22 protein-coding genes and 1 tRNA gene are annotated in these 24,860 nt (G+C 54.4%); 11 read left to right on the forward strand and 12 right to left on the reverse strand.

Annotated features, from left to right (window positions below; translation table 11 throughout):
* Positions 1 to 66: 66 nt before the first annotated feature.
* Positions 67 to 1,077, reverse strand: a complete 1,011-nt coding sequence (gene argF / locus ACMGGR_RS02105; RefSeq protein WP_246759865.1) for an ornithine carbamoyltransferase — start codon at positions 1,075 to 1,077, stop codon at positions 67 to 69.
* Between the two features lie 158 nt (positions 1,078 to 1,235).
* On the opposite strand from argF, the gene rraB reads away from it, so the two are divergent.
* The 4 genes from rraB to ACMGGR_RS02125 all read left to right on the forward strand — a co-directional run bounded on the left by rraB (position 1,236) and on the right by ACMGGR_RS02125 (position 4,962).
* Positions 1,236 to 1,658 (forward strand): ribonuclease E inhibitor RraB, encoded by a 423-nt coding sequence (rraB, locus tag ACMGGR_RS02110; protein ID WP_246759866.1) that lies wholly within the window; start codon positions 1,236 to 1,238, stop codon positions 1,656 to 1,658.
* Positions 1,659 to 1,788: 130 nt separating this feature from the next.
* Positions 1,789 to 2,553, forward strand: coding sequence for a tRNA isopentenyl-2-thiomethyl-A-37 hydroxylase MiaE (miaE, locus tag ACMGGR_RS02115; protein ID WP_414148037.1), 765 nt, complete (start codon positions 1,789 to 1,791; stop codon positions 2,551 to 2,553).
* 348 nt (positions 2,554 to 2,901) lie between these two features.
* Positions 2,902 to 4,209 carry a hypothetical protein gene (locus ACMGGR_RS02120; RefSeq protein ID WP_414148038.1) on the forward strand — a complete coding sequence of 436 codons (1,308 nt, stop codon included), beginning with the start codon at positions 2,902 to 2,904 and terminating at the stop codon, positions 4,207 to 4,209.
* A 12-nt stretch (positions 4,210 to 4,221) separates the two neighbouring features.
* A complete protein-coding gene (locus ACMGGR_RS02125; protein WP_414148039.1) occupies positions 4,222 to 4,962 on the forward strand; it encodes a histidine phosphatase family protein in 741 nt (246 codons plus the stop codon).
* 124 nt (positions 4,963 to 5,086) lie between these two features.
* Here ACMGGR_RS02125 and ACMGGR_RS02130 read toward each other — a convergent pair whose 3' ends face one another.
* From ACMGGR_RS02130 to pepA, 5 genes are all read right to left on the reverse strand, one after another.
* Complete coding sequence (locus ACMGGR_RS02130) at positions 5,087 to 5,590, reverse strand: GNAT family N-acetyltransferase (RefSeq protein WP_414148040.1); 504 nt, start codon at positions 5,588 to 5,590, stop codon at positions 5,087 to 5,089.
* 155 nt (positions 5,591 to 5,745) lie between these two features.
* Entirely contained in the window at positions 5,746 to 6,285 is a 540-nt protein-coding gene (gene cybB, locus ACMGGR_RS02135; protein WP_414148041.1) for a cytochrome b561, read from the reverse strand.
* Positions 6,286 to 6,459: 174 nt separating this feature from the next.
* Positions 6,460 to 9,315, reverse strand: a complete 2,856-nt coding sequence (locus tag ACMGGR_RS02140; RefSeq protein WP_414148042.1) for a valine--tRNA ligase — start codon at positions 9,313 to 9,315, stop codon at positions 6,460 to 6,462.
* A gap of 5 nt (positions 9,316 to 9,320) precedes the next feature.
* Positions 9,321 to 9,779 (reverse strand): DNA polymerase III subunit chi, encoded by a 459-nt coding sequence (locus tag ACMGGR_RS02145; RefSeq protein ID WP_246759874.1) that lies wholly within the window; start codon positions 9,777 to 9,779, stop codon positions 9,321 to 9,323.
* A 3-nt stretch (positions 9,780 to 9,782) separates the two neighbouring features.
* Entirely contained in the window at positions 9,783 to 11,291 is a 1,509-nt protein-coding gene (pepA, locus tag ACMGGR_RS02150) for a leucyl aminopeptidase (RefSeq protein WP_246759875.1), read from the reverse strand.
* Between the two features lie 381 nt (positions 11,292 to 11,672).
* On the opposite strand from pepA, the gene lptF reads away from it, so the two are divergent.
* From lptF to ACMGGR_RS02170, 4 genes are all read left to right on the forward strand, one after another.
* Positions 11,673 to 12,773: an LPS export ABC transporter permease LptF gene (gene lptF / locus ACMGGR_RS02155; RefSeq protein WP_246759876.1), complete on the forward strand. Its 1,101-nt coding sequence runs from the start codon at positions 11,673 to 11,675 to the stop codon at positions 12,771 to 12,773.
* A complete protein-coding gene (gene lptG / locus ACMGGR_RS02160; protein WP_414148043.1) occupies positions 12,773 to 13,849 on the forward strand; it encodes an LPS export ABC transporter permease LptG in 1,077 nt (358 codons plus the stop codon). Before lptF ends, lptG begins: the two co-directional genes overlap by 1 nt.
* 446 nt (positions 13,850 to 14,295) lie before the next feature.
* Positions 14,296 to 14,703: a YsnF/AvaK domain-containing protein gene (locus tag ACMGGR_RS02165; RefSeq protein ID WP_414148044.1), complete on the forward strand. Its 408-nt coding sequence runs from the start codon at positions 14,296 to 14,298 to the stop codon at positions 14,701 to 14,703.
* Positions 14,704 to 14,724: 21 nt separating this feature from the next.
* On the forward strand, positions 14,725 to 15,792 hold the full coding sequence (locus tag ACMGGR_RS02170; protein ID WP_246759879.1) for a YsnF/AvaK domain-containing protein: 1,068 nt from the start codon (positions 14,725 to 14,727) through the stop codon (positions 15,790 to 15,792).
* A gap of 144 nt (positions 15,793 to 15,936) precedes the next feature.
* On the opposite strand, the gene ACMGGR_RS02175 is transcribed toward ACMGGR_RS02170, so the two are convergent.
* A complete protein-coding gene (locus tag ACMGGR_RS02175; protein ID WP_414148045.1) occupies positions 15,937 to 17,220 on the reverse strand; it encodes a DUF445 domain-containing protein in 1,284 nt (427 codons plus the stop codon).
* Between the two features lie 99 nt (positions 17,221 to 17,319).
* On the opposite strand from ACMGGR_RS02175, the gene ACMGGR_RS02180 reads away from it, so the two are divergent.
* On the forward strand, positions 17,320 to 17,940 hold the full coding sequence (locus ACMGGR_RS02180; protein WP_414148046.1) for a LysE family translocator: 621 nt from the start codon (positions 17,320 to 17,322) through the stop codon (positions 17,938 to 17,940).
* Positions 17,941 to 18,078: 138 nt separating this feature from the next.
* Here ACMGGR_RS02180 and ACMGGR_RS02185 read toward each other — a convergent pair whose 3' ends face one another.
* Positions 18,079 to 18,585 (reverse strand): DUF2501 domain-containing protein, encoded by a 507-nt coding sequence (locus ACMGGR_RS02185; RefSeq protein ID WP_246759882.1) that lies wholly within the window; start codon positions 18,583 to 18,585, stop codon positions 18,079 to 18,081.
* Positions 18,586 to 18,965: 380 nt separating this feature from the next.
* Here ACMGGR_RS02185 and ACMGGR_RS02190 point away from each other — a divergent pair.
* Together ACMGGR_RS02190 and ACMGGR_RS02195 are read left to right on the forward strand one after the other, a co-directional pair.
* Positions 18,966 to 19,050 (forward strand) — tRNA-Leu (locus ACMGGR_RS02190).
* Positions 19,051 to 19,214: 164 nt separating this feature from the next.
* Positions 19,215 to 20,465, forward strand: a complete 1,251-nt coding sequence (locus tag ACMGGR_RS02195; RefSeq protein ID WP_414148047.1) for a tyrosine-type recombinase/integrase — start codon at positions 19,215 to 19,217, stop codon at positions 20,463 to 20,465.
* A 935-nt stretch (positions 20,466 to 21,400) separates the two neighbouring features.
* Here the strand turns inward: ACMGGR_RS02195 and ACMGGR_RS02200 are convergent.
* From ACMGGR_RS02200 to ACMGGR_RS02215, 4 genes are read right to left on the reverse strand one after another with little or no spacing between them, the layout of a single operon-like run.
* Complete coding sequence (locus ACMGGR_RS02200; RefSeq protein WP_414148048.1) at positions 21,401 to 23,716, reverse strand: primase-helicase zinc-binding domain-containing protein; 2,316 nt, start codon at positions 23,714 to 23,716, stop codon at positions 21,401 to 21,403.
* A 9-nt stretch (positions 23,717 to 23,725) separates the two neighbouring features.
* Entirely contained in the window at positions 23,726 to 24,073 is a 348-nt protein-coding gene (locus ACMGGR_RS02205) for a DUF5375 family protein (protein ID WP_414148049.1), read from the reverse strand.
* Positions 24,063 to 24,329 (reverse strand): hypothetical protein, encoded by a 267-nt coding sequence (locus ACMGGR_RS02210; protein WP_249891987.1) that lies wholly within the window; start codon positions 24,327 to 24,329, stop codon positions 24,063 to 24,065. The genes ACMGGR_RS02205 and ACMGGR_RS02210 overlap by 11 nt, the downstream gene beginning before the upstream one ends.
* The gene (locus ACMGGR_RS02215) at positions 24,326 to 24,850 is read right to left on the reverse strand and encodes a host cell division inhibitor Icd-like protein (protein ID WP_414148050.1); all 525 of its coding nucleotides are present in this window, start codon (positions 24,848 to 24,850) and stop codon (positions 24,326 to 24,328) included. Before ACMGGR_RS02215 ends, ACMGGR_RS02210 begins: the two co-directional genes overlap by 4 nt.
* Positions 24,851 to 24,860: the final 10 nt, after the last annotated feature.

Below are 24,860 nucleotides of genomic sequence, written 5' to 3' on the forward strand. Positions count from 1 at the left end.
ACGGGGGGCATTATACGCCTTCGCCGCGCGGCAGCAAGCAAAAGTAATCGTTTGCCTGGCGGAAAATCAGGGTAGCTTCGCCAGCGTCGCCACCATCACGGCTTTGATAGTGTGCAGACGGTTTTCCGCCTGATCGAAGACCACGCTGTGCGCCGATTCAAACACCTCGTTGGTGACTTCCATACCGCCGTGCAGATCGTACTGTTCCGCCATCTGCTGGCCTAACGTGGTTTGATCGTCATGGAAAGCGGGCAGGCAGTGTAAGAACTTAACCTGCGGATTGCCCGTGAGCTTCAGCATAGCGCTGTTTACCTGATAGGCGCGCAGTAGGGCGATACGCTCTTGCCACACTTCTTTTGGTTCGCCCATAGATACCCAAACATCGGTATAGATGAAATCCGCGCCGTTAACACCTTCGGCAATATCTTCCGTCAGCGTAATTTTGCCGCCGGACTTTTGCGCCGCGAGACGACACTCGTTAACCAGCGCTTCATCCGGCCAGCAGCCTTTTGGCGCTACCAGACGCAGATCCAGTCCTACCAGCGCCGCCGCCTCCATCATGGTGTTGCCCATATTGTTTTGCGCGTCACCCACATAGGCGAAAACCATCTCGCTGAACGGTTTTTCCGGCAGATGTTCCTGCATAGTCAGTAAGTCGGCCAGCAGCTGCGTAGGGTGAAACTCGTTGGTTAAGCCGTTCCAGACCGGCACGCCCGCATGTTCTGCCAGCGCCTCTACCAGCGGCTGACCGTGACCGCGATATTGAATGCCGTCATACATACGTCCCAGCACGCGCGCGGTATCCTTCATCGACTCTTTATGGCCAATCTGACTGCCGCTTGGCCCCAGATAAGTCACGTTCGCGCCCTGATCGTAAGCGGCAACTTCGAAAGAGCATCGGGTACGGGTCGAGTCTTTTTCGAAGATGAGCGCGATGTTTTTGCCTTTCAGATGCTGAACTTCTTCACCATTTTTTTTCGCGGTTTTTAAGGTGGCGGCCAGCGCCAGCAAAGCGGTAATTTCGGCCTGGGTAAAATCCAGCAGCCTGAGAAAATGGCGTTGATATAGCTGACTCATAGGACGCTCCGGAGATAGTTATTGAATTAAAATTCAATCTAACTGTATTAATATTCATTTTCAACCCGGCGGCGCAGAAACTTTTCTTTAAAGGTAGTGGCGCGAAGGACACTGTGGGAAAATACTTACCAGAGATGCCACACACAGAGGAACGGATCATGGCAAATGAAGCATTGCTGGAAGAGCAGCGTGAAGAGACGCGGCTGATTATTGAAGAGCTGTTGGACGATGGCAGCGACCCGGATGCGCTCTATACCATCGAACACCACCTCTCCTGCGACAGCTTCGACGCGCTGGAAAAGGCGGCGGTAGATGCGTTCAAGCTGGGTTATGAAGTGACCGAGCCGGAAGAGCTGGAGCTGGAAGATGGCAGCAAAGTCATGTGCTGCGATATCCTCAGCGAAGCGGCGCTGAACGCCGAGCTGATTGATGCACAGGTTGAACAGCTGATTGACCTGGCGGCTAAATATAACGTTGACTACGACGGCTGGGGAACCTATTTCGAAGATCCTGACGCCGAGGACGAAGAAGACGAAGACGGCGACTATATCGACGAAGAAGATAACGGTACGCGTCACTAATCCCGGCGGGCGGCGCTGTTCCGCCCGCACAATTTTTTGTGCCGCACTGATTGCCCGTTATTCTTTGTCTCACCTCTTTTCAACGCTGCCTGAAGCAACATTCCCTTTCTGATACGGAACCGCTGTACGCATGACTACCGACCATCTTCTTGCTCCCGTCCACGCTTTTCTGCATTGTCGTACGCCGCAAAAATGGATTGATGAAGCCCGCAGGCCGGAGAATTTGCCGCTGCTGCTTACCGATCATCTTGTCTGCGAGCTAAAGGCCGCTCAGACCGCCATGTGGCTGATCCGTAAATACGTGGCGGATAAAGAGAGCGGCGATGCGCTGCTGGCCTGGCTGAAGCCGTGGGAGCAGTTTGTTCACAGCGAGAACGCCGAGCTGGCCTTTCTGGAGCAGCATAAGGCGCTGTCAAAAACCATTATCAGCCGTGCCGAAGTGCCTTATGGCGACGCACTGGTGGATAAGATGGTGCTGCTGATTAAAGAAGAACTGCATCACTTTTATCAGGTACTGGAAATTATGCAGGCGCGTCATATTCCCTACGTCAAAATCACCGCCAGCCGCTACGCAAAAGGCTTACTGCGTGAAGTAACCACTCACGAGCCGCAAACGCTGGTGGACAAGCTGATTTGCGGTGCTTATATAGAAGCGCGCTCCTGCGAGCGGTTTGCCAGCCTGGCCCCTTTTCTGGACGACGAGCTGGCGGCTTTTTACGTATCCCTCCTGCGTTCTGAAGCACGGCACTATCAGGATTATCTGGCGCTGGCGGCGGACATATCCGCAACGGACATTACCCATCGCGTGCGTAAAATTGGCGAGACCGAAGCAAAATTAATAACGGAACCGGACAGCGAGCTGCGCTTTCATAGTGGCGTTCCTGACTGGCTATAGCGTTATACCGGTTTATCAAAAAGCATAGCCTTATCGTGGGCGTCATTATTGACGCCTTAATAATATGGAAAGCCTGCCATTTTTTACTATTTATTCCATTTAATCAGAGTCGTTAACTGAACAACTAATTTCATTTATTTCTCACCTTTTCACTTTTTTATTTTTTGCGGCGCATCTCACAGGTTGTGCTTTTTGTGCTGCTCTTCAATATTTTCAGGTGTATATTCCCCGGCGTGATTGGTTTTTTCAGTTTCTTTTTTTGGGTTTTATTAAAAGCTATAGCGGAATCAATGAGTTTTATTATATGGGGATAGCGTTGGTTTAAAACAATAAACAAGGAAGATGGAAATGAAAAACAGGAACGTTTTTTTACTGGCTTTATTAGTCGCTGTTACTGCGCATGCAGAAGAAAACAGCAATGAATTTCAGCGTTTTTTGAACGACACGCACCTCGATCTCACGCTGCGTAACCACTGGAAATACCTGAAAGAGAACGAGGCGCAGCCTAAAGAGGTACACAACGCCTGGGGCCAGGCGGCAACGCTCGACTTCCGCTCCGGCTGGCTGTGGGATGCCGTAGGGTTTGACGCCAGCTACACCCGGGCCGTCAGGCTGGCAGCCAGCGACTATTTCGTCACGCGCGGCATGCTCTATAACCACGGGGAAGGATTCAACAAAAGCAACGCCGGCGGTTTTGGCCGCTTTGGCCAGCGCTATATCAAGCTGAGACTGGGTGATGATGACTTTGGCCTGCATGCCAAAGGCGGCTGGCACCAGCTGAAAAACGTCGGCGTGCTGAGCGACACCTATCGCCTTTCCCGCAACAGCTATCTGGGCTACAGCGGCGCGCTGTCGTGGCAAAACGTCCAGCTGGATGCGGCCTGGGTTACGCACTCCATTCAGTACGATGCGCCCAATCGCGTGCGGTTCCTGACGGCGAACAATAAAGAAATTAGCCATATTTTTACCAGCGGTATTACCTATAAAGCGGGTGACCTGTCGCTGGCTTACGGCTGGGGCGAATCAAAGCGCTATTTGCGCCGCAACCTGCTGGAAATCAATTATCCGCTTACGACGCAGTGGACGCTGGCCTCGCAGATTTACGGCAGCCACGCGCTGGAAGACTATAAGGCGATGCCGCAGAGTAAAAAGCAGTTCGACAACGACGCCTGGCACTACGCGGGAGAAGTTCAGCTGCGCGATAACCGCTGGATACACAAACTGGGCGTGGCCTATACGCAGGCGGATAAGACCAACGGCGTAGGATATTACGACCGCCATATGGGAAAAAACACGCGCGGCCGCTTTAGCGCGTTAACGTCGGCGGGCAAAGATTATATGCGCGACGGCGAGCTGGCATTGACGGCCTTCAGCGAATATCAGCTTAGCGAAAGCCTGGCCACCGCTCTCCAGCTTAATTATGGCCAGTTCGAGTATAAGGATAATAATATTCGTACTGGTGAAATAACCTGGATAAATCGCTGGCGGCCTGCTGAAAAAAGTTTAAGTGGTTTAACGGTAGCCGCACAGCTTGGTTATGGCTGGTCATATAAAAATTATAACGCGACGCCCATTTTGAATGCGGATGGCGATTATATGCGTTCCCCCAGCCTTTCTGCCGAAGTTGGCATAACGTGGAAATTCGGCCTTTTATAATAAGGAGTCACCATGAAAAAAATACTGCTTTTTTTAACGATTATATTTGGTATCAGCAGCTGCTTTGCCGCTGATGTAGAGCTGTATATGGTTCGGCACGGCAAAACGCTGTTTAACACCGTGCATCGTGCCCAGGGCTGGAGCGATACGCCATTAACGGCAGAAGGCGTAGAGGTAGCCAGAAAAGCGGGGCGCGGGCTAAAAACGGTGGACTTTGTTGCCGCCTGGAGCAGCGATTCGGGCAGGGCCAGAGAAACCGCGCAGCTGATCCTGGAACCGCGCGAGAAAACGCTGCCCGTACGGGAGCGCCAGGGGCTAAGGGAAGTTTTCTTCGGATCTTTCGAGGGTGATACTAACGACAATATGCTTATCGCTTCAGCTAAAAAGGGCGGTTACGCTTCCGGTCCGCAGCTGATGACGGCCTTTACCAGCGGCAAAATCAACATTGTCGATATTGTCGATATGATCCACGCGGCCGATCCGGCAAAACAGGCAGAAAGCTATGCGCAGGTTGCCCAGCGAGTGATGGCAACGGTAAAGGCAATTGCCCGTGACGCGCAGCAAAAGGGCGGGGGCAACGTGCTGGTTGTTACGCACGGCATGACGATTATGACACTGCTGCATGAGCTTGATGACAAAACGCTGACTCGTTCGCTCAGCAATGCCAGCGTCACTCGTATCCGCTATACCGATGCCGGGCAGTTTATTATCGAAGCCATTGACGATCTGAGCTATGTGCAGCGTGGCTCATAGCCGGAAGCCAGTATCAGGCACCGCCTGGTTACGGCTAGCCTGGGCTGCATAGCGCAATGGAGAAGCCCTAAAATTATTCCAGCGCGGCTAATCGTGGTTAACGTTACTGCGCTACGCCGCGCCGTTATAGCGAACGCAGCATGGTAACTTCGCAATCCACGTGGCCGGTGTTGCCCATCGGCCCGTCTATATGCTGGAAACCCAGATGCTCATACAGCCGCACTGCGCGAGTCAGCGAAGCGGTGGTTTCCAGATAGCAGCGCTTAAAGCCCCTTTCACGAGCGTAGTCCATCGCCTGCAGCGCCAACGCTTTTGCGATACCCATGCCGCGCAGCTGCGGCATAAAATACATTTTTTGCAGCTCGCAAACGTCTGCCTCGCTACCCTGTAGAGGCGCAACGCCGCCGCCGCCCATAATCTTACCCTCCAGCTCCACCACCCAATAGGCGCTGTTCGGCTGGCGATAGAGTTCACAAAGACGATCGAGATTGGGATCGGCCACCGTGAAGCCTTTATCGGCGGTCAGACCAAACTCGGCCGAAACGTCGCGGATGACGTTAGCGATAAAAGGGTTGTCTGCAGGCTCAATAGGTCGAACCCGCACGTTGTCCGGAAGCGTGTTAATCATAAAGCAGTGCCGTTTTTTTGGATTGTCTGGCAGTGTAATAACATCCGACGAATAAGGATGCAATCATCCGCTTTCCTGCCAGTCTAAGCGTCGGCCTGCCGCTGGGGCCTGAAAAAAGGCGGTTTTCGCCGTAGTACGGGCTTCTCGCCCCTTTTTTACCTGATACGCCGCGAAGGCATCATGCGCAGCAGCGTATTATCCTTGAGAAAATAGTGATGAAAGAGGGCGGCCAGCGCGTGCAGTCCGATTAGCCAGTAGCCTAAAGGCGCCAGCGTTTCGTGCCAGTGAATCAGCGTTTTCGCCAGTACCGGGTTGGGATTGTCTGATGACGGCATGGCAATGCCAAACAGCCACCACTGACGGCCTGAAAGATAACGAGAGGAAAGACCAAGTATGGGGAGCACGATAAACAATGCGTACAGCGCGCTGTGAACCGCATGCGAAAGCCCTTTTTGCCAGCGCGCTATCGGTGGCGTAATTGCCGGGCTGCGATGGCGACTGCGTAGCAAAAGACGCAGCAGCATCACCACCAGCACGCTAAAACCGGCGCTGAAATGTGTAACGATCAGCGCAAAACCTTGCCAGGAACCCCGTACGGCAAAGCTCCGCAGTTCAATAGCGGCATAGGCAATAGTCAGCAAAATCACCGTTAGCCAGTGAAAGGCAATCTGCGGCCTGGCATAGTTATCAGACATCTCTTTTATCCTTAAAAAATAACAGAACGCTAATCTACCACTATTTTCTTAAAGATATATTTGGACGGAATTTTGCGCAAAAAAAACACCTCGCCGGGCGAGGTGTTATTGGTAACGGATTGGGCTAAGGCGCACCGATATTAAATTGCCCCGCCAGCAGGCGGGGCAAAAGCATTACAGCGCTTTGATAACCGCCTGCTGCTCAATCAGTTTGGCTTTCGCCTGCTCGAACTCGGTCATGCGCTCGCGCTCTTTCGCCACGACGGCTTCAGGTGCCCGGGATACAAAGCCTTCGTTAGAGAGCTTGCCTTCAATCTTGCCGATTTCCACTTCCAGCTTGCTCACTTCCTTCGCCAGACGCTCCAGCTCGGCGGTTTTATCCACCAGGCCCGCCATCGGGATCAGCAGCTCCGCACCGTCGATAATCTTGGTGACGGAGACCGGCGCTTTGTCGTCAGCGGTCAGACAGGTCAGGCTGTCCAGACGCGCCAGCGTTTTCAGGAAGTTGTGATTGTCGTTAACGCGACGCACCACGTCGGCGCTTGCGCCACGCAGCATCACTTCCAGCGGCTTGGAAGGAGCCAGATTCATCTCGGCACGGATATTACGCACCGCAACAATCGCCTGCTTCAGCCATTCGGTATCGCTCAGTGCCGCTTCATCGACCTTCGCTTCTTCGAACTCCGGCATCGGCTGCAGCATGATGGTGTCGTCGCTGATATTTTTCAGCATTTTCACCTGCTGCCAGATGGTTTCGGTAATAAACGGAATAATCGGATGCGCCAGGCGCAGCAGGGCTTCCAGTACGTTAACCAGCGTATTACGCGTGCCGCGCAGCTGCGCTTCTGACCCCCCGTTCATTACCGGCTTGGCCAGCTCCAGATACCAGTCACAGAACTGGTTCCAGGTGAACTCATACAGAATGTTGGCAGCGATATCGAAACGATAGCTGTCCAGCGCGCCGCGATAAGCTTTCACCGTCTGGTTAAACTCGGCAATGATCCAGCGATCCGCCAGCGACAGTTCCAGCTCGCCGCCGTTAAACCCGCAGTCCTGATCCTGGGTGTTCATCAGCACAAAGCGGCTGGCGTTCCACAGCTTGTTACAGAAGTTGCGGTAGCCTTCCAGGCGCTTCATATCCCAGTTGATATCGCGACCGGTAGAGGCCAGCGCGGCCAGCGTAAAGCGCAGCGCGTCGGTGCCGTGCGGTTCGATACCGTTCGGGAACTGTTTCTCGGTGCGCTTGCGAATTTTCTCCGCCAGCTGCGGCTGCATCATGTTGCCCGTGCGCTTGGCAAGCAGATCTTCCAGCGAAATGCCGTCAACCATATCCAGCGGATCGATGACGTTGCCTTTCGACTTGGACATCTTCTGGCCTTCTTCATCGCGGATCAGACCGGTCATATAGACGGTCTTAAACGGCACCTGCGGCTTGCCGTCTTCATCTTTGATGAAGTGCATGGTCAGCATGATCATGCGGGCGATCCAGAAGAAAATGATGTCAAAGCCGCTGACCAGCACGCTGGTTGGATGGAAGGTGCTCAGGTCAGGGGTCTTCTCAGGCCAGCCCAGCGTAGAGAACGTCCACAGGCCGGAAGAGAACCAGGTGTCGAGCACGTCTTCATCCTGATTCAGCGCTACGTCTGCACCCAGGTTGTTTTCCGCACGCACTTCTTCTTCCGTGCGGCCCACGTAGACATTGCCTTCGGCATCGTACCAGGCAGGGATGCGGTGACCCCACCACAGCTGACGCGAAATACACCAGTCCTGAATATCGCGCATCCAGGAGAAGTACATGTTTTCGTACTGCTTAGGCACGAACTGGATGTCGCCTTGCTCAACGGCTTCTACCGCCACTTTCGCCAGCGGCGCGGTGCGCACGTACCACTGGTCGGTCAGCATCGGCTCAATCACTACGCCACCGCGATCGCCGTAAGGCACGGTCAGGTCGTGCGGTTTGATTTCGTCCAGCAGGCCCAGCGCGTCAACAGCGGCAACGATAGCTTTACGCGCGGCGAAACGCTCCAGCTTCTGGAATTCAGCCGGAATATCGCTGGCATAAACGTCGGACTCTTCGCCGTTGGTATCGTAAACCTGCGCAACGTCGCGGATATCGCCGTCAAAGGTCAGGATGTTGATCATCGGCAGCTTGTGACGACGGCCAACTTCATAGTCGTTAAAGTCGTGCGCTGGCGTGATTTTCACGCAGCCGGTGCCTTTTTCCATATCGGCGTGTTCGTCACCGACAACAGGAATGCGGCGGTTTACCAGCGGCAGCACGATAAATTTGCCAATCAGATCTTTATAGCGCGGATCTTCCGGGTTAACGGCCACGCCGGTATCGCCCAGCACCGTCTCAGGACGGGTAGTGGCCACTACCAGATAATCTTTACCGTCGGCAGTTTTTGCGCCGTCGGCTAACGGATAGCGGATATGCCACATCGAGCCTTTCGACTCGCGGTTTTCCACTTCCAGGTCAGAGATAGCGGTGCGCAGTTTGGGATCCCAGTTTACCAGGCGCTTGCCGCGATAAATCAGGTTCTCTTTATACAGGCGCACAAACACTTCTTTTACCGCGTTGGAAAGGCCGTCATCCATGGTGAAGCGCTCGCGCTCCCAGTCCACGGAGTTGCCCAGACGGCGCATCTGGCGCGTGATGGTGCCGCCGGATTCAGCCTTCCACTGCCAGATTTTTTCGATAAAGGCGTCGCGACCGTAGTCTTTACGCGTTTTGCCTTCTTCAGCGGCGATTTTACGCTCTACTACCATCTGCGTGGCGATGCCCGCATGGTCCGTGCCCGCCTGCCACAGGGTGTTTTTTCCCTGCATGCGCTGGTAACGGATCATGGTATCCATGATGGTTTGCTGGAACGCATGACCCATGTGCAAGCTACCGGTGACGTTCGGCGGCGGGATCATGATGCAGAAGCTTTCCTGGCTGGTGTCGCCGTTCGGCTTAAAGTAGCCCTGCTGTTCCCAGTGCTCGTAGAGCGGCTGTTCGATATCTTGCGGGTTATATGTCTTTTCCATGTCTGCTATGTCGTTGGGGGCACGGGCGGCGTGGCCGTATTCAAGTGGAATCCGACGCTGCGATAGGCTTTATAGCGATCGCGCGCCAGCTGTTTCAATTCTTCTTCGTAAGGCACGAAGTCTATCACTTCCTGGAAAGCGGTGGCAAAATCTGCAAACTGCGGCAGCAGGCTGATCAGCAGATCTCTGGGCGCGTTGCCGCGACGCTGCGGCCAGGCCAGCTCGACCGGCGCGCCATATTTCGGCCCTTCGCCCGCCAGATTGTGCGGTACAAAGGCGTTGGCCGGACGCTGCCATAACGCTTCATCCAGGCGGATCGCCTGCGCTTCATCCACGCAGGCAACCAGCACTCGCTTTCCCTCGCGCCAGCGCGTTTCGGCCAGCTCGCAGACCAGCGCTTCCTGCGCGCTCAGCCCGTCAACCGGCGTATCGCTTTCCAGCAGATAGAAGGTGGCGTTTTTCATGTTTTAATCGTCGCCGTTCAGACCGGCGCGGTTCAGCAGGAACTGCGACAGCAGCGCGACCGGACGACCGGTCGCGCCTTTGGCCTTGCCGGAGCGCCAGGCGGTGCCGGCAATATCCAGATGCGCCCAGTTATATTTACGCGTGAAGCGGGCCAGGAAGCAGGCTGCGGTAATCGCGCCGCCGGGACGGCCGCCAATATTCGCCATATCGGCAAAGTTGGAATCCAGCTGCTCCTGATACTCGTCCGCCATCGGCAGACGCCACGCGCGGTCGCCAGCCTGTTCGGAAGCACCGATCAGCTCGTGCGCCAGCGGATTGTGGTTCGACAGCAGGCCGCTAACGTGGTGGCCCAGAGCAATCACGCAGGCCCCGGTCAGGGTAGCGATATCAATCACCACTTCCGGATCGAATCGCTCGACGTAGGTCAGCGCGTCGCACAGCACCAGGCGTCCTTCCGCATCGGTATTCAGCACTTCAACGGTCTGGCCGGACATGGTGGTTAGCACGTCGCCAGGACGATAGGCACGGCCGCCAGGCATGTTTTCGCAGCCCGCCAGCACGCCGACGACGTTCAGCGGCAGGTTCAGCTCGGCGACCATACGCATGACGCCATAAACGGAAGCCGCGCCGCACATATCGTATTTCATCTCGTCCATGGCTTCGCCTGGCTTAATAGAGATGCCGCCGGAATCAAAGGTTACGCCTTTGCCTACCAGTACGATGGGACGGGCATCCGCATCCGGGCTGCCTTTATATTCAATAACCGACATCAGCGATTCGTTTTGCGAGCCCTGACCGACGGCGAGATAGGCGTTCATGCCCAGCTCTTTCATCTGCTGTTCGCCAATCACGCGCGTAGTGATGTTTTTCCAGGCGTCTGCCAGCTGGCGCGCCTGAGAGGCCAGATAGGCGGCGTTACAGATGTTTGGCGGCATGTTGCCGAGATCTTTCGCGGCTTTAACGCCAGCGGCGACGGCAAGGCCGTGCTGAATAGCGCGCTCGCCGCTGGTCAGTTCACGGCGGGTTGGAACGTTGAACACCATTTTACGTAGCGGACGACGCGGTTCCACCTTATTGCTTTTCAGCTGGTCGAAGCTGTAGAGCGTCTCTTTCGAGGTTTCTACCGCCTGGCGCACTTTCCAGTAGGTGTTGCGTCCTTTCACGTGCAGTTCGGTCAGGAAGCAGACCGCTTCCATAGAGCCGGTATCGTTCAGCGTGTTAATCGTTTTTTGAATTACCTGCTTATACTGGCGCTCATCCAGCTCGCGCTCTTTGCCACAGCCGATCAGTAAAATGCGCTCGGACAGGATGTTGGGCACGTGGTGCAGCAGCAGCGTCTGGCCTGGTTTCCCTTCCAGTTCGCCGCGGCGCAGCAGGGCGCTGATGTAGCCATCGCTGATTTTATCCAGCTGTTCAGCAATCGGTGACAGCCTGCGCGGCTCAAACACGCCAACCACAATACAGGCACTGCGCTGTTTTTCCGGGCTACCGCTTTTTACACTGAACTCCATGCACTCTCCTGAATCTTAAAGACAACGGCGCTTGCTGCGGCTAGAATGTAGCGCTTGTTGGCCGCATAGTGCGCGGAGCAACACGCCGTTAGCGTAACGGTCGTCAGATTTAGTTCGGATGATTTTTCCTTTCTGTCTGATGCTAAAACCGCGTTGGCTGCACAGTTTTCATCCCAGGCGTTTACGCATGAAATGAAGGTTTTGCCGCCTTGCTCTAGCACCGGATAGTCTGGATAAAAGCAAAAATTTGCATCACCAGAACGTGATTATTGTCATACTAGTTTAGCTATGACCGAGGCCATTGATGAGAAAAAATGGCGTATAAGCGATGAAACTATCGATTTTCCTGCAAAAAGACAAGTTTTCACAGGCGTATTCAGCGTGATTATCATTAGATATCTGGTAAGAGAAACGCTCAAAAGCCAGCTGGCTATCCTCTTTATTCTGCTGCTGATCTTCTTTTGTCAGAAGTTAGTCAGGATCCTGGGAGCCGCGGCGGATGGCGAAATCCCCACAAATTTAGTTCTGACATTACTCGGCCTTGGCATTTCAGAGATGGCGCAGCTGATTCTGCCTTTAAGTCTGTTTTTAGCCATTTTGATGACGCTGGGGCGTCTGTACACCGAGAGTGAAATCACGGTGATGCACGCCTGCGGCCTGAGCAAGGCCGTGCTGGTCAAGGCGGCGATGGTACTGATGTTTTTCACCGCCGTGGTCGCAACGGCTAACGTCGCCTGGCTGGGGCCGTGGTCGGCGCGCTATCAGAACGAGGTGACCAAAAACGCCAAAGCCAATCCAGGCGCGGCGGCGCTGGCTGCCGGTCAGTTCCAGCAGTCCGGCGACGGTCAGTCAGTACTGTTTATCGAAAACGTCAAAGGCAACAATTTTGGCAATGTTTTCCTGGCGCAGCTACGGCCTAAAGGCAACGCGCGTCCGTCAGTGGTGCTGGCAGATAAAGGCCATATGACGCAGCGAGCGGATGGCTCTCAGGTCGTGACGCTGGATAAGGGCACGCGCTTTGAAGGCACGGCGCTGCTGCGCGATTTCCGCATCACCGATTTCCAGAACTATCAGGCGATTGTTGGACACCAGGAAGTGCTGCTGGATCCGAACGACGCCGAGCAGATGAACTTCAACGCGTTAAAGCATTCCAGCAAGCCGGAGTTCCGCAGCGAGCTGCACTGGCGCCTGACGCTGGTTTTCTCGGTGCTGGTGATGGCGCTGATGGTGGTGCCGCTTAGCGTGGTGAATCCACGTCAGGGACGCGTGCTCTCAATGCTGCCTGCCATGCTGCTCTATCTGGTGTTCTTCCTGTTGCAGAGCTCGCTGCGCTCCAGCGGGGCGAAAGGGCGGCTCGATCCGGCTATCTGGATGTGGGTGGTCAACCTTTCTTATCTGGCGCTGGCGATTGTGCTCAACCTGTGGGATACGGTGCCGATGCGCCGCCTGCGCGCTCGTTTTACCAGAGGAGGCTCGGTCTGATGTTTGGCGTTCTCGACAGATATATCGGTAAAACGATTTTCAATACCATCATGGCGACGCTGTTTATGCTGGTGTCGCTCTCCGGCATCATCAAATTTGTCGACCAGCTACGCAAAACTGGCCAGGGCGACTACACCGCCCTGGGCGCCGGTTTGTATACCATCCTGAGCGTGCCAAAAGACATCGAGATTTTCTTCCCGATGGCGGCGCTGCTGGGCGCGTTGCTGGGCCTGGGCGCGCTGGCGCAGCGCAGCGAGCTGGTGGTCATGCAGGCTTCTGGCTTTACGCGGATGCAGATTGCCGCATCGGTAATGAAAACGGCGATTCCGCTGGTGCTGCTGACGATGGCGATTGGCGAATTCGTGGCGCCGCAGGGCGAGCAGATGGCGCGTAACTATCGTGCGCAGCAGCTGGTGGGCGGCTCGCTGCTCTCCACGCAAAACGGCCTGTGGGCAAAGGATGGCGATAACTTTATCTATATCGAAAGCCTGAAGGACAACAGCGAGCTGGGCGGCATCAGTATCTACAACTTCAACAAAGAGCGTCGCCTGCAGTCGGTGCGCTATGCCGCTTCTGCAAAATACGATAAGAATAAAAAGGTGTGGGAGCTGTCGGAGGTAGACGAGTCCGATCTGACCAATCCAAAACAGGTAACGGGCAGCCAGACGTTGACCGGCGAATGGAAAACCTCACTGACGCCGGACAAGCTGGGCGTGGTGGCGCTGGATCCGGACGCGTTGTCCATTCGCGGCCTGTATAACTACAGCAAATACCTCAAGCAGAGCGGGCAGGTTGCCGGCCGCTATCAGCTGAATATGTGGAGCAAAATCTTCCAGCCGCTCTCCGTCGCGGTAATGATGCTGATGGCGCTGTCGTTTATCTTTGGCCCGCTGCGCAGCGTGTCGATGGGAATGCGTGTGGTGACGGGGATTAGCTTTGGCTTCCTGTTCTACGTGCTGGACCAGATTTTCGGCCCGCTAAGCCTGGTTTATAACATTCCACCCGTGCTTGGTGCGCTGCTGCCGAGCGCCGCTTTTATGGCCATCAGCGTTTATATGCTGCTGAAGCGCCGTTAGGTACTGCTGAGGCACCGGCCTGCTGGTGCCATCAGGTTCTGCCGCCGCAGACGCTCGTCTGCGGCTTCTTCTGCCCGGTTCCCACGCACTCTGTTCTGACTGTCCTTTGTCAGGTTCTGGTACGATTTTTCCTGTGCAGCAAAGCACGGTATTTACCCGTTTCGCTGTGGGCCTGTTTTCCTTTATTTTTAGCTGGTTGCGTACGCCATTCTCGCTTTATTAAAGGCAACGTGCATGCGCGGTCAACTATATTTGTCGTTAGTTCCGTTAATTTAAAAAAATAATTAATGTATATATAGTTAAGGCATTTACAAAATCTGTTACATTTTGCCGCTTAATTTGCCAGGCAATCCCGCAACAGTCTACTACTATTAATGGCGTGTGCAACAAAACATAGCGGCGAGCAAATAAATTGCTCATGATTTTAAATCTCAGAGGCTGATTTTATGGGAAATAAAAACGCGCCGCTTGCTGAAAAAATTGATGACGTTGTGTCGATGCCGCTTGCTGAAGAGCAGGCTCACATTACTAAGCAGCGCAAGGTTGACAGTCGGATTAGTCTGACCCGCTCTACGCACCACGTAGAGAAGTTACTGGAAACCGAGCTGACCAGGGAAAATGTCGAAATCGAACACGTCGCAAAGAATTATCAGGTTGCCGATGATTATTCCGCTGAAATTCGTCAGGAAGGGGATGTGCTTATTATTCCCGTGATTGAAGAGCAGGTCGAAATAATCACAAAAAAAGTGCTTAAGGAAGAAATTCATATTCGCAAGCACGTTAATAAAGAAGAGTTTCAGCAGAAAGTCACTCTGCGTAATCAGGAAGTTAAAATTACGAAACAGAAACCTTAACCTATTTACGAGGATCTATTTATGTCACATGAAAAAATTGTCACCGCGTTTAACGAAGTTACTCAGGCGGAAGCGGCAAAACAGAAATTGATCGTCGAAGGTATTGCAGAGAAAAACATTGATATCATCTCCGGTGAGAGATTACGCGTAGAAGATAAAGAGATCCGTCACCCAAGCTTCTGGCAGCGCCTGTTTGGCGATGACGTTGATGACAACTACGCCAGCGAATACAGCAAAGCCCTGCGCTCAGGCGGCGTGCTGCTGACCGTTCGCGCACCGAAAGATGAAGCTGACCACATTGAACAGGAGTTAAGCGCCTTTGCTGCTGACTACTCTTCACTGAGCCACACGGACCGCGATCCGATTAATCGCAACTTTGCAGGCGAAACCAATGACCGTGGCCTGCTGTCCGGCAATCGCGATACGTCGTTAAATAACGATCTTAACACCACCAATAATATCGCGAATGGCGGCACGCTAGCAGACGACACGCTGATGGATAACCGTGATGCCATCAACGAACGTGACGCATTAAGAAACGAGCAGGATTCGCTGATTAATCGCGACCGTGCAGATATGGCCGTTTCCGAAACTAATCGTGATTCGCTGAAGCTGGCGGAAGAGCAGGTTGATATCGGCAAACGCCAGATTAACGATGGTTCCGTACGTCTGCGTCGCTTTACGGTAGAAGATGAAGTCTCGGAAGATATTTCGCTGTTCGATCAGCATGCAGAAGTATTCCGTCACGCGGTAGATGAGCCAGCCTATCTGAACGATGTGGACTGGTCAGATAAAACCATCGAAGTTGAGGAATCTCACGAGATCCCAACCGTGGCGAAAACCGCACGCATCAAAGAAGAAGTAGGCCTGCGCGGTGAAGAAACCGCCCGTGTTGAAACGGTGAAAGACAGCGTACGTCGTCAGGAAGTGGAAGTTGAGCATACCAATGAAAACCGTATGCAAAATAACCTGACCGGCAGCAACAACGCGCTTAAAGATGACGTGACTCTTAACGAGAACCGTCTGCGTGAAAACGAGCTGACCGACGACAAAATGGCACCAAACAACCTGACCGACAAGAAGTACTGATTCCCGTTAAGCTGACAACGCTTTAGTGGAAGATATGCAGCCCGCGTCCTGGTGACGCGGGTTTTTTTATGCGGACGTAACCATGAATCGCTGACCAATCTGTTCTTTGCGGCAGGCCAGTAACATGTAAAACCCCTTGCCAAATTATCGTGACAGCAGCGCAGGCAGCAGCGACAGCGCCCATAGCAGCAGGCCGATAGCGCCGCCAACCACGGTGCCGTTAATACGTATCCGCTGTAGATCCTTGCCGATATTTAACTCCACCTGATGCGACATATCTCTGGCGTCCCAGCTTTTTACCGTATCGCTGATATGACGGCTTAAAAATTCTGAAAACTCCGGCGCGACGCTAACGGCGGCTTCTTCCATATGCTGGTTCAGCGAAGTACGCAGCTGGGCATCCTGGGTCAGCGTTTCGCCCAGCCACTGCGCAGCGGCGCTAACCTTGCCGTGCAGTACCGAATCTTCTTTATCCAGATCCTGCTTCAGCCAGTTCCGCAAATCGCCCCAAATCTGGGCGATGTAGGTATTGAGCGCCTCATCCTGCTTCAGATAGGTTTTGATCTCTTCGGCTTTCAGCTCCATTTCCGGATTGCTGCGCAGCCTTTCAATCAGGCGCTGCACCGCACGGTTAAAGCCCAGACGCAGCTCGTGTGCGCCGTCCTGTTCGATATCGTTGAGAATTGACTTCACCGCGTTCGCCGCCAGTTCGGCACTTTTTTCGCCAACCCATTCCGTCGGCAGCATTTTTTCTTTAATGGGATGTTCGCGCTTCAGCCAGCGCATCACCTGCTGCGCAATAAATTCGTGCGTGGTGGGCTTATTGACCAGATGCAGCAGCTGAGCAATTGCATCGTCGAGCAGCGCCTGATGACGGTTATTTTTGGTCAGGCTTTCCAGCACCATTGCGGCAGACTGGGTTAAATCTACTTTATCGATCGCTTTATGAATGGCGCGACGCATAAAAGCCTGGATGCGTGAGTCATCGGCCAGATCCAGGAAGCCGCGCACCACTTTTAACAGATAGCCGCTAAGCCTGGCGGCATTGGCTGGCGCACTCAGCCAGCCAGCAATAATCTGTGCCGGATCGTGACGGCGGATCAGCGCCAACAGCGAATCGGTATTAAGGAATTTGTCCTGCACAAACAGCGCAAGGTTATCGGCGATACGATCTTTATTGCGAGGAATAATGGCCGTATGGCGACCAACCAGCGGGATGGGTACGTGACGAAACAGCGCGCTGACCGCGAACCAGTCCGCCAGCGCGCCGACCATTGCCGCTTCGGATACCGCTTTTAACGCGCCGAGCCACAGGTTCGCCGGTCGCCATAAGGGATAAAGCACCGTCGCGATAAACAGGAGAGCCGCGCCGCAAAGCAGCAGCAGCGGCAGACGTTTGGCTTTCGCCAGTTCGGTTTCTTTGTTCATAAAAGCGTAGCCCGGTTTAACCTTATAAAAAAACAACGCCATCAGGATGGCAGAAAAGAGCGGTTGCTGTAGTTTATTTATTTTTGTAGCGAGGAAAAAATGGACGCGAACCTGATTGCAGTAGCTACGATATCCGGCGCGCTGGCGCTGGGCGCGATGAGCCCCGGCCCCAGTTTTATTCTGGTGGCGCGCACGGCGGTGGCATCTTCACGACGCGCGGGTATGGGCGCAGCATTGGGAATGGGCATGGGAGCAGTTATTATCTCACTGGTTGCCTTGCTGGGTTTGCATACGCTACTGGCGGCGGTGCCCTGGCTATGGCTGACGTTAAAAACCGTAGGCGGCCTCTACTTGCTGTGGATGGCGTTTAAAATGTTTCGCCATGCCCATAAGCCGCTGGCCGTGGACAAGAACGCCAGCGCGGGTAAAAGCTTTCGTCGTGCATTGATGAGTGCTTTTCTCACGCAAATCAGCAATCCGAAAACGGCGGTAGTTTTTACCGGGATCTTCGCTGCACTGCTGCCGAGCCATATCACGCCAGCGATGTATGTAGCATTGCCGACTGCTGCGCTGGTTGTGGATGGTTTGTGGTACGCCTTTGTGGCCTACGCGCTGTCTTCCAGCGGCCCGCGTAAAACTTATCTGCGTTATAAGGCCGTATTTGATCGTATTGGCGGCAGCGTAATGGCGGTGCTGGGAATTAAGCTGATTGTGAAATAAGGGCAGGAAGCGGATTACCGAGAAATGAGGGAAATAGCCAGGTTTCTATGAGTTGTGGTGACAGGTGCAGGGTACGCGAGCGGGTCGTAGCCATCCGTGGCCAGGGAAGGCAGGCGAGGGGACAGCCTCGCCAGCTTCTTAAGAGATAAACTGTTTGCTCTGTTTTAAGACCAGGTCGCAGGCCTTGGTTTTCACCTTTTTGCCCAGCTCCGTATTGCCCAGGCTTTTCAGGTTCACCTGCTGGTCGCTGCCGGTATTCAGTAATCCCATCAGGCCCTGCTTATAGTCGGTGGTTTCCTGCGCCTTGGTGGTATCGGTCAGGCCCAGTTTGCTCATCAGCTGATCTTTAACCGAGCTAACGTTATTGTTCACCACGTTATTCTGCACACAGTATTGCAGCACGCCTGCGGCATTGGTCATGCTGTTGGAACTGAGCTGCTGGTTGCCGCCGTTCAGCAGGCCGCTCAGCGCGCCTAATGAAGTTGTGCCGTTCTGTCCGCTGTTCGCGGTAGTGCCAGAGTTGTTCTGGCTTAGCGAATTCGCTGCGCTGCTAAGCTGATCCTGCCAGCTGGCAGCAGAAGCCACACCGGCAAACAAGGATGAAGAAACCGTCAAGGCCAAAGCTATCTTAGTTGCTGCTTTCATTTTTATACCCTATTTGAATTGTCCGGCGCGATCCAACCCCGTCTCGCACCGATCTCCACAGTCGGACTACGGGATTTACATGGAGTTCCCAATATAGCGGTGGGCTGGTTCAGGTAGAGGGGATTTAAGAGTAGTCCTGGGCGCGGGAGAGAGAGTCGGATAACACAGGGGGCTGTCAGTATGCGAGATTTCCATTTGCTGGAGTAAAGATAAGCAGCATGATTCAGTGTTGGTAGCCTATGGCAGCTAAGCCTGGAAATGAGGCTGCATGAAAGATGGGATGGCGTTTTTTTCAGCGGTTGCGCATTTGCCTGCGGATAGGGGTTGCGGAAACAGAGGGTAAAGGTATAATCCACAACGTTTTCCGCATACCCTTCAGTGCCGAAGTGGCGAAATCGGTAGACGCAGTTGATTCAAAATCAACCGCCGCAAGGCGTGCCGGTTCGATTCCGGCCTTCGGCACCAGTATCCTGTCCATCCTCGTCCGAGGAAGTCCAAAAAACCTTTAAAATCAACGGTAAAAGTTTTTATTGCGTCCGTATACGTCCGAGGTCATCCATTGACATCCGGCAAGTTTGGGGGTCAGAATGGGGGTCACTTCGCTTCGATAAACTTTTGACCCCCAAATTATGCCTTTAACTGATGTCGCGGCCCGTACCGCAAAGCCTCGTGAAAAAGAGTACAAACTCACTGATGGCCACGGATTGTATCTTCTTATCAAGCCAACCGGTTCTAAACGCTGGTATCTCAAGTATCGTTTTGAAGGGAAAGAGAGCAGAACGGCGTTAGGTGCTTATCCTCTTCTTTCCCTGGCAAAAGCGCGTGAGAAACGTGATGAGATACGCCTTCTGATTGCGGAAGGTGTTAGCCCCAATGCGAAAAAAGAAGAAGTAAAACAACAGGAAGAGGCAGCACTTAACACTTTTGAAAAGGTGGCTTATGAGTGGCATGCGAACAATAAACGTTGGTCCGTCGGTCATGCTGAGCGCGTGTGGCGTGATCTTGAGCGTAATATCTTCCCAGCTATTGGAAAGAGAAATATTGCTGATTTAACAACCCGCGACCTGCTGTTGCCTTTGAAAAAGGTAGAGCTAAGCGGCCGCCTGGATGTGGCCTCCCGCTTGCAACAAAGGATCACGGGTATTATGCGTTATGCAGTTCAGATTGGTATTACTGACCGTAATCCCGCCCAAGATCTTGCCGGGGCAATCATAACGAGAAAAGCTACTCACAGACCAGCTCTGCCTTTAGAGCGTTTGCCTGATTTTCTTCAGCGTATCGAAATACATAAAGGCCGCCTGCTTACCCGTTTAGCTCTCAGGCTCAGCCTGTACGTATTTATCCGTTCCAGTGAATTGCGGTTTGCACGATGGAGCGAAATCGACCTTAAAAAAGAGCTGTGGACTATTCCTGCCGAGCGTGAAGCGATTGAAGGAGTCAAACACTCCCATCGTGGTTCGAAAATGCGAACTGTCCATCTGGTTCCACTATCAAGACAGGCTTTAGCCATTCTGGAAGAAATTCGGGAGCTGAGCGGAAATAGAGATTTAGTATTTCCTGGCGATCACCATCCCACAAAACCAATGAGCGAGAACACCATTAATCATGCTCTTCGCAGGATGGGATACGATACGAAAACAGAAGTATGCGGTCATGGATTCCGAGCAATGGCATGTAGTGCATTAGTTGAATCTGGCCTGTGGTCACGTGACGCTGTTGAGAGGCAAATGAGCCATCAGGAACGTAATGGGGTACGCGCTGCTTATATTCATAAGGCAGAGCACCTTGAAGAGCGACGGCTTATGGTGCAGTGGTGGGCTGATTATTTAGACAGCAATAATGAATATCACCTTACTCCGTATGAGTTCGGCAGACGTTAAGCCAGAAAAAAAAGATTTTACGGAAAAGTGTTCACCCTGTTCACCTGTTATTTTTATTATTAATATTCAATGCATTAAGTGGTGATGACTTACACGGATAGTCTTCACAACTCTTCACCCGAGGTGCACACCATTATCTATTACTTTTAGTGCCCGGGCGTCTCAAACGGGTCTGAAAAACATTGGCTGGCAAGGTTAAGCTATCTCAACGAGAACTCAACTTTTCGGCAACGTTCGTCTGTTTTTAGTATTTCTAACGGCATGATGGCAGAAGCAACGTCGGCTATGCAGAGCCAGTAATAAGTAAAAAATTGGTGCGCTTTCGCCTTGATTCCAGACTGTTTTTGCTATAAAAATTTGTTACTTTTTAGTTAAAAAATAGATGATTATTGGAATGAGGCATCAGAATAATGAAACCTATGTATAAGTTTTTCCGCCTGCCACCCCTGTTAATTATTGGTATCCTGCTTATCGTTTGTTTTGGTGGCAGCATGATAGCCGCGTCTGTTTTTGAGCTTCCTGCTCAGGCTGCGCTCGCGCTGGGTCTGCTGATTTTTCTTTTCCTGCTAATTCCGATTGCTTTCAAACTTCATCGCCTTTCACAGCTTCGCAACTGATCCGTAAATAAGGCGTATTGGTTCGATGAAATAATGTCAGAAATTGATTGCGTAGTGGCTGTACCAAATGCTGTTGTTATCAAAAATGCGCATGCGGTTACTACGCTCTCTCTCAAACACAGCACCTGTACGTAAGAAAAAAAGATTTTACGAAAAAGTGTTCACCCTGTTCATCTTTAATTTTTATTGTTTATGTTCAAGTATTTAAATGGTGATCACTTCAAGCAGCAGTCTTCACCAGTGTTCACCTGGGGTGAACACTGTTACCTTCACGCATAAAAAAACCGGCCGGAGCCGGTTTAGTGCTTATCGGATTAGTTATGCATCGCAGCGCGGCAGCCAGTCGGCCTCACAGTCTTCGCTCAGCTCCAGGCTGGTCTGGATACCGTTCTTTGTCTTGCGCTTCAGCAGTTCTATTTCGTACTCCTTCAGCGTCTGCGGCACCGCCTGGCCGAACGCCGTCAGGCTCATGGGATGCTGATGGCCCCTCGCTTCCATAAACGACAGGTAGGCATGATAAAGATAGCGGCGCGGGTTCATGGGGCGAATATTCGCGTTACCGATAAACAGTCCGGTCGGCGTGCTCAGCGGCGTCAGGTAGCCGCAGAAGTCGACCAGCGGGTCGGCGCTGCGCTTGATTTCCAGCGCTTCTTCTGACGACTGCTGCGCCTGCAACAGTTCGCGAGCATCGTCAGGGCGGGTGAAGCGCTGCATCAGGTGGCGCACAATAACCGCCAGTTCACCGGCAATCTTTTCCAGCAGCTGCGGGTCGCGCTCGTTTGCCGGTATCACGTCCGGGAACGGCAGGATTACCCGGCGACGGGACACGCCGCCGCTGCGGTCGCTGAAGCGCATCGGGTTATTGTTTACCGCCAGTATTACCGCCGGGATATGCGTGGAGTAGGCGTCGCGGTACTTCGGGTCAATCGCCACGGCGTCGCCGCCGGTAATCGCCTTGATGCCCGCGCCGTCGCCGCTCCACTTTTCCTGGTCCGGCAGGATAATCAGCGAGTAGCCAACTACTGAGGCGCGCTCCCGTGAGGATTCCAGCGTGTCGATTGTCGCGGCCGTGGTGTTGTCCTCGCCTGCCAGCAGGCGGGCAATCGAGGCCATCACGCTTTTACCGCTGCCGCCGGGGCCGGTGACCTCAAGGAACAGCTGCCAGTCATAGCGGTTTGCCAGCACCATAAATAACGCCGCGAGGATACGCTCCTGCTTCGCCTCATTGCGTCCGGCCGCCCGCGTCAGCCACTGCCAGAAATTAGGGGCATCGTCTACCAGATTCTCGCCCGCTTTCGGCGTGGTGTAGTCCACGCTGTTGATGGTTCTGAGCCAGTTCTCTTTTTTATGCGGGCCAAAGGTGCCGGTCGCGGTGTCAAACACGCCGTTGCGAAAGCCAATCAGCCGGCGGGCGGGTGCGCCCATCTGCGGCACCATCAGCTTGAGGGTGTCCACGATGCCGCCGATACCGGTTGCCGAGAAAGGCGCACGCACCTTCTGGAACAGCGCGGCGATTTCCCGGCTGAGCACGCGGTACGGCAGCACCTGCCACGCGCCGCCCTCGTAGCGGCACAGGTCTTCGCCCACGACCGGCACGGCCAGCGTGTTGAGGTAGTGCGCGGCCAGCAGTTCGGCCTTCTGGCTGGCGCTCATGGCCTTCAGGTCGGCCTCGCTGACCGACTCAAACGGGCTGAGCGCTTTCGGCTGCGTGAACGCTGTCAGCATGGCCTGGGTAGTCATTTCGCCCTCGGTCTGGAAGACGTCGTTCCAGTCGCCGGTGACGGGTGGTAATGCCGGTTTGCCGTTGCAGCGCTTTGCGGCCGCTTCGGCGCGCAGCTGGCCGGTGCCGTTCTCGTCATTATCGGCGGCAATCAGTATCAGCGCCTCCGGGTATTCCGCGTGCAGGCGCTCTGCCAGCGCGGGCAGATTGTTGGCGCTTAAGGCGACATAAACCGCCTGGCCGGTAAGGCGGTGCACGGTCAGGCCGGTGGCGTACCCTTCGGCCAGCCAGAGCGTGCCGCCGGGTTCGCCCAGGCGGTGAAACGCCTCTTTCACCTGACCGCCCGCCAGCGTGCGCTTGGTGCCGTCCGCGTTAATCAGCTGGGCATTGACCGTAGCGCCGGAAAAATCCGTCAGCGGCACAATCAGGTCGCCGGGCTGATAGGTGGTGTCGCTGATACGTTTGGTCGTGGTCAGCGTCGGGGTGCTGACGTCAGCCAGCCCCTTGCCGCTCAGGTAGGCATTCCCGGCCTGCGCTTTCGCACCGGCAACAAGTCGGGCGGCTTCCTTTGCCGCCTTAAGGCGCGCCCGCGCCTTCTCTTCGTCGGTTTTCTCCTGAGAGGCAACCGGCTTAACCGGCATGGTGCCAATCAGGTCAGCCACCCGGCAGGCGGCCTCCTTAGTATTCACGTCCAGCGCCTTTTCAACCAGCGCCAGCCCGTCGCCCGCGCCGCACTGGTTGCAGACCCACGTGCCGCGCCCGGCCTGATTGTCAAAGCGGAAGCGGTCTTTGCCGCCGCAGACCGGGCACGGCGAGTGCTGTCCGGCGGCGTTGATGCTGATGCCCAGCGCGGGCAGCAGCTGAGGCCAGTGACCGGCGGCGGCGCGCACGGTGTCGGTGACGATATGTTTCATGCGGCCTCCTTAATGCAGCGTGGCTTTTGAGGCGGCCAGGTGACCGCACAGCAGTTCGTCCATCATGGTTTCGCCCATGCGCGTCAGTCGCGGCGCGGCGACCAGCACGTCGGGCTGTACCATTTCGCTGAGCATGGTGCAGGCCATGTCCATGCCGTTCTCCGGGCCGTACTTGCGCACGTAATAGCCTTCCAGCTCCAGCGCGATGGTCATCTGCACCTCGTCCAGCGAGGCGGAGACGTCGAGGCCGTAGCGCTCGCAGGCGGTCAGGTAGCCCTGGGCCACGGCGCGGCGGTAAACGGCGGTGCGCACCTCAACGGGCAGGCAGGACTGATTATTAAAGTTATTAGTTGTCACGGGAGACCTCCATATCGTTAAGCATGACGGATTCGCAGGTGCTGACGACTTTTCCCAGCTGGTCGGTAAGCAGCGCCACCACGGACGCCAGCGCGTTACCGTCGGGGCCGTTCTTACGGTTGCCGGAACATTCAATCACGTCCAGCATGTCGAGCACGGTCACGCCCACGCTGTGGGCATGCTGAAGGCGCAGGAAATCGGCGTGGGGAATCGGATAGCTGTCGTGGTTGTTGAGCCGGGCGGACAGGGTATTCATGCGGCCACCTCGCAGAGCGGCAGGCGACCGGCAAAAGAGAGCACGTAATCGCGGGCCAGCAGTCGGCGGGCGGCTGATTCGGTTTCGGCGATGGTACGCAGCATGAAGGGACGGGCGGCGGTATCGGCACGGCGCACGGCGGCAAATAAAAAGGTGAACTGCATGCGTGCAGAAATGAGGGTTGCGGCCATAGTGGCAGACTCCAATGAGTAGCGGTTAACGCCACCACCGGAGTTTCCACACTCTGGCGGTGGCCCGAACGGGGGTGGAAAACCGGCCTCAATGGATACCGGCCAGCCCGAAGGCTGCCCCGCCCGGGCCACCATTACTCGAGATACACAACGGCATATAAACCGGTGTGCAAGTAACAGGTGCACGAAGGCATTGACACAAAAAAAGACGCATGGCGCGTCTGATGTCACCATTGAGTAGCTCGGGTTTCCACGCCCGGCTGCCGATTTTGCGGCAGCGGGAAAACAGTACACCGGCGGCTCGCCAGAAAAAAGCCTTTTTTTACGCATCGAGCCTTTT

The sequence above is a fragment of the Erwinia sp. BNK-24-b genome (genome assembly GCF_047456155.1).
Classification (GTDB): domain Bacteria; phylum Pseudomonadota; class Gammaproteobacteria; order Enterobacterales; family Enterobacteriaceae; genus Erwinia; species Erwinia phyllosphaerae.

Coding starts and splice junctions, on each gene's coding strand:
- argF (WP_246759865.1), bottom strand. CDS start 1,077: ATGAGTCAGCTATATCAACGCCATTTTCTCAGGCTGCTGGATTTTACC.
- rraB (WP_246759866.1), top strand. CDS start 1,236: ATGGCAAATGAAGCATTGCTGGAAGAGCAGCGTGAAGAGACGCGGCTG.
- miaE (WP_414148037.1), top strand. CDS start 1,789: ATGACTACCGACCATCTTCTTGCTCCCGTCCACGCTTTTCTGCATTGT.
- ACMGGR_RS02120 (WP_414148038.1), top strand. CDS start 2,902: ATGAAAAACAGGAACGTTTTTTTACTGGCTTTATTAGTCGCTGTTACT.
- ACMGGR_RS02125 (WP_414148039.1), top strand. CDS start 4,222: ATGAAAAAAATACTGCTTTTTTTAACGATTATATTTGGTATCAGCAGC.
- ACMGGR_RS02130 (WP_414148040.1), bottom strand. CDS start 5,590: ATGATTAACACGCTTCCGGACAACGTGCGGGTTCGACCTATTGAGCCT.
- cybB (WP_414148041.1), bottom strand. CDS start 6,285: ATGTCTGATAACTATGCCAGGCCGCAGATTGCCTTTCACTGGCTAACG.
- ACMGGR_RS02140 (WP_414148042.1), bottom strand. CDS start 9,315: ATGGAAAAGACATATAACCCGCAAGATATCGAACAGCCGCTCTACGAG.
- ACMGGR_RS02145 (WP_246759874.1), bottom strand. CDS start 9,779: ATGAAAAACGCCACCTTCTATCTGCTGGAAAGCGATACGCCGGTTGAC.
- pepA (WP_246759875.1), bottom strand. CDS start 11,291: ATGGAGTTCAGTGTAAAAAGCGGTAGCCCGGAAAAACAGCGCAGTGCC.
- lptG (WP_414148043.1), top strand. CDS start 12,773: ATGTTTGGCGTTCTCGACAGATATATCGGTAAAACGATTTTCAATACC.
- ACMGGR_RS02165 (WP_414148044.1), top strand. CDS start 14,296: ATGGGAAATAAAAACGCGCCGCTTGCTGAAAAAATTGATGACGTTGTG.
- ACMGGR_RS02170 (WP_246759879.1), top strand. CDS start 14,725: ATGTCACATGAAAAAATTGTCACCGCGTTTAACGAAGTTACTCAGGCG.
- ACMGGR_RS02175 (WP_414148045.1), bottom strand. CDS start 17,220: ATGAACAAAGAAACCGAACTGGCGAAAGCCAAACGTCTGCCGCTGCTG.
- ACMGGR_RS02180 (WP_414148046.1), top strand. CDS start 17,320: ATGGACGCGAACCTGATTGCAGTAGCTACGATATCCGGCGCGCTGGCG.
- ACMGGR_RS02185 (WP_246759882.1), bottom strand. CDS start 18,585: ATGAAAGCAGCAACTAAGATAGCTTTGGCCTTGACGGTTTCTTCATCC.
- ACMGGR_RS02195 (WP_414148047.1), top strand. CDS start 19,215: ATGCCTTTAACTGATGTCGCGGCCCGTACCGCAAAGCCTCGTGAAAAA.
- ACMGGR_RS02200 (WP_414148048.1), bottom strand. CDS start 23,716: ATGAAACATATCGTCACCGACACCGTGCGCGCCGCCGCCGGTCACTGG.
- ACMGGR_RS02210 (WP_249891987.1), bottom strand. CDS start 24,329: ATGAATACCCTGTCCGCCCGGCTCAACAACCACGACAGCTATCCGATT.
- ACMGGR_RS02215 (WP_414148050.1), bottom strand. CDS start 24,850: ATGCGTAAAAAAAGGCTTTTTTCTGGCGAGCCGCCGGTGTACTGTTTT.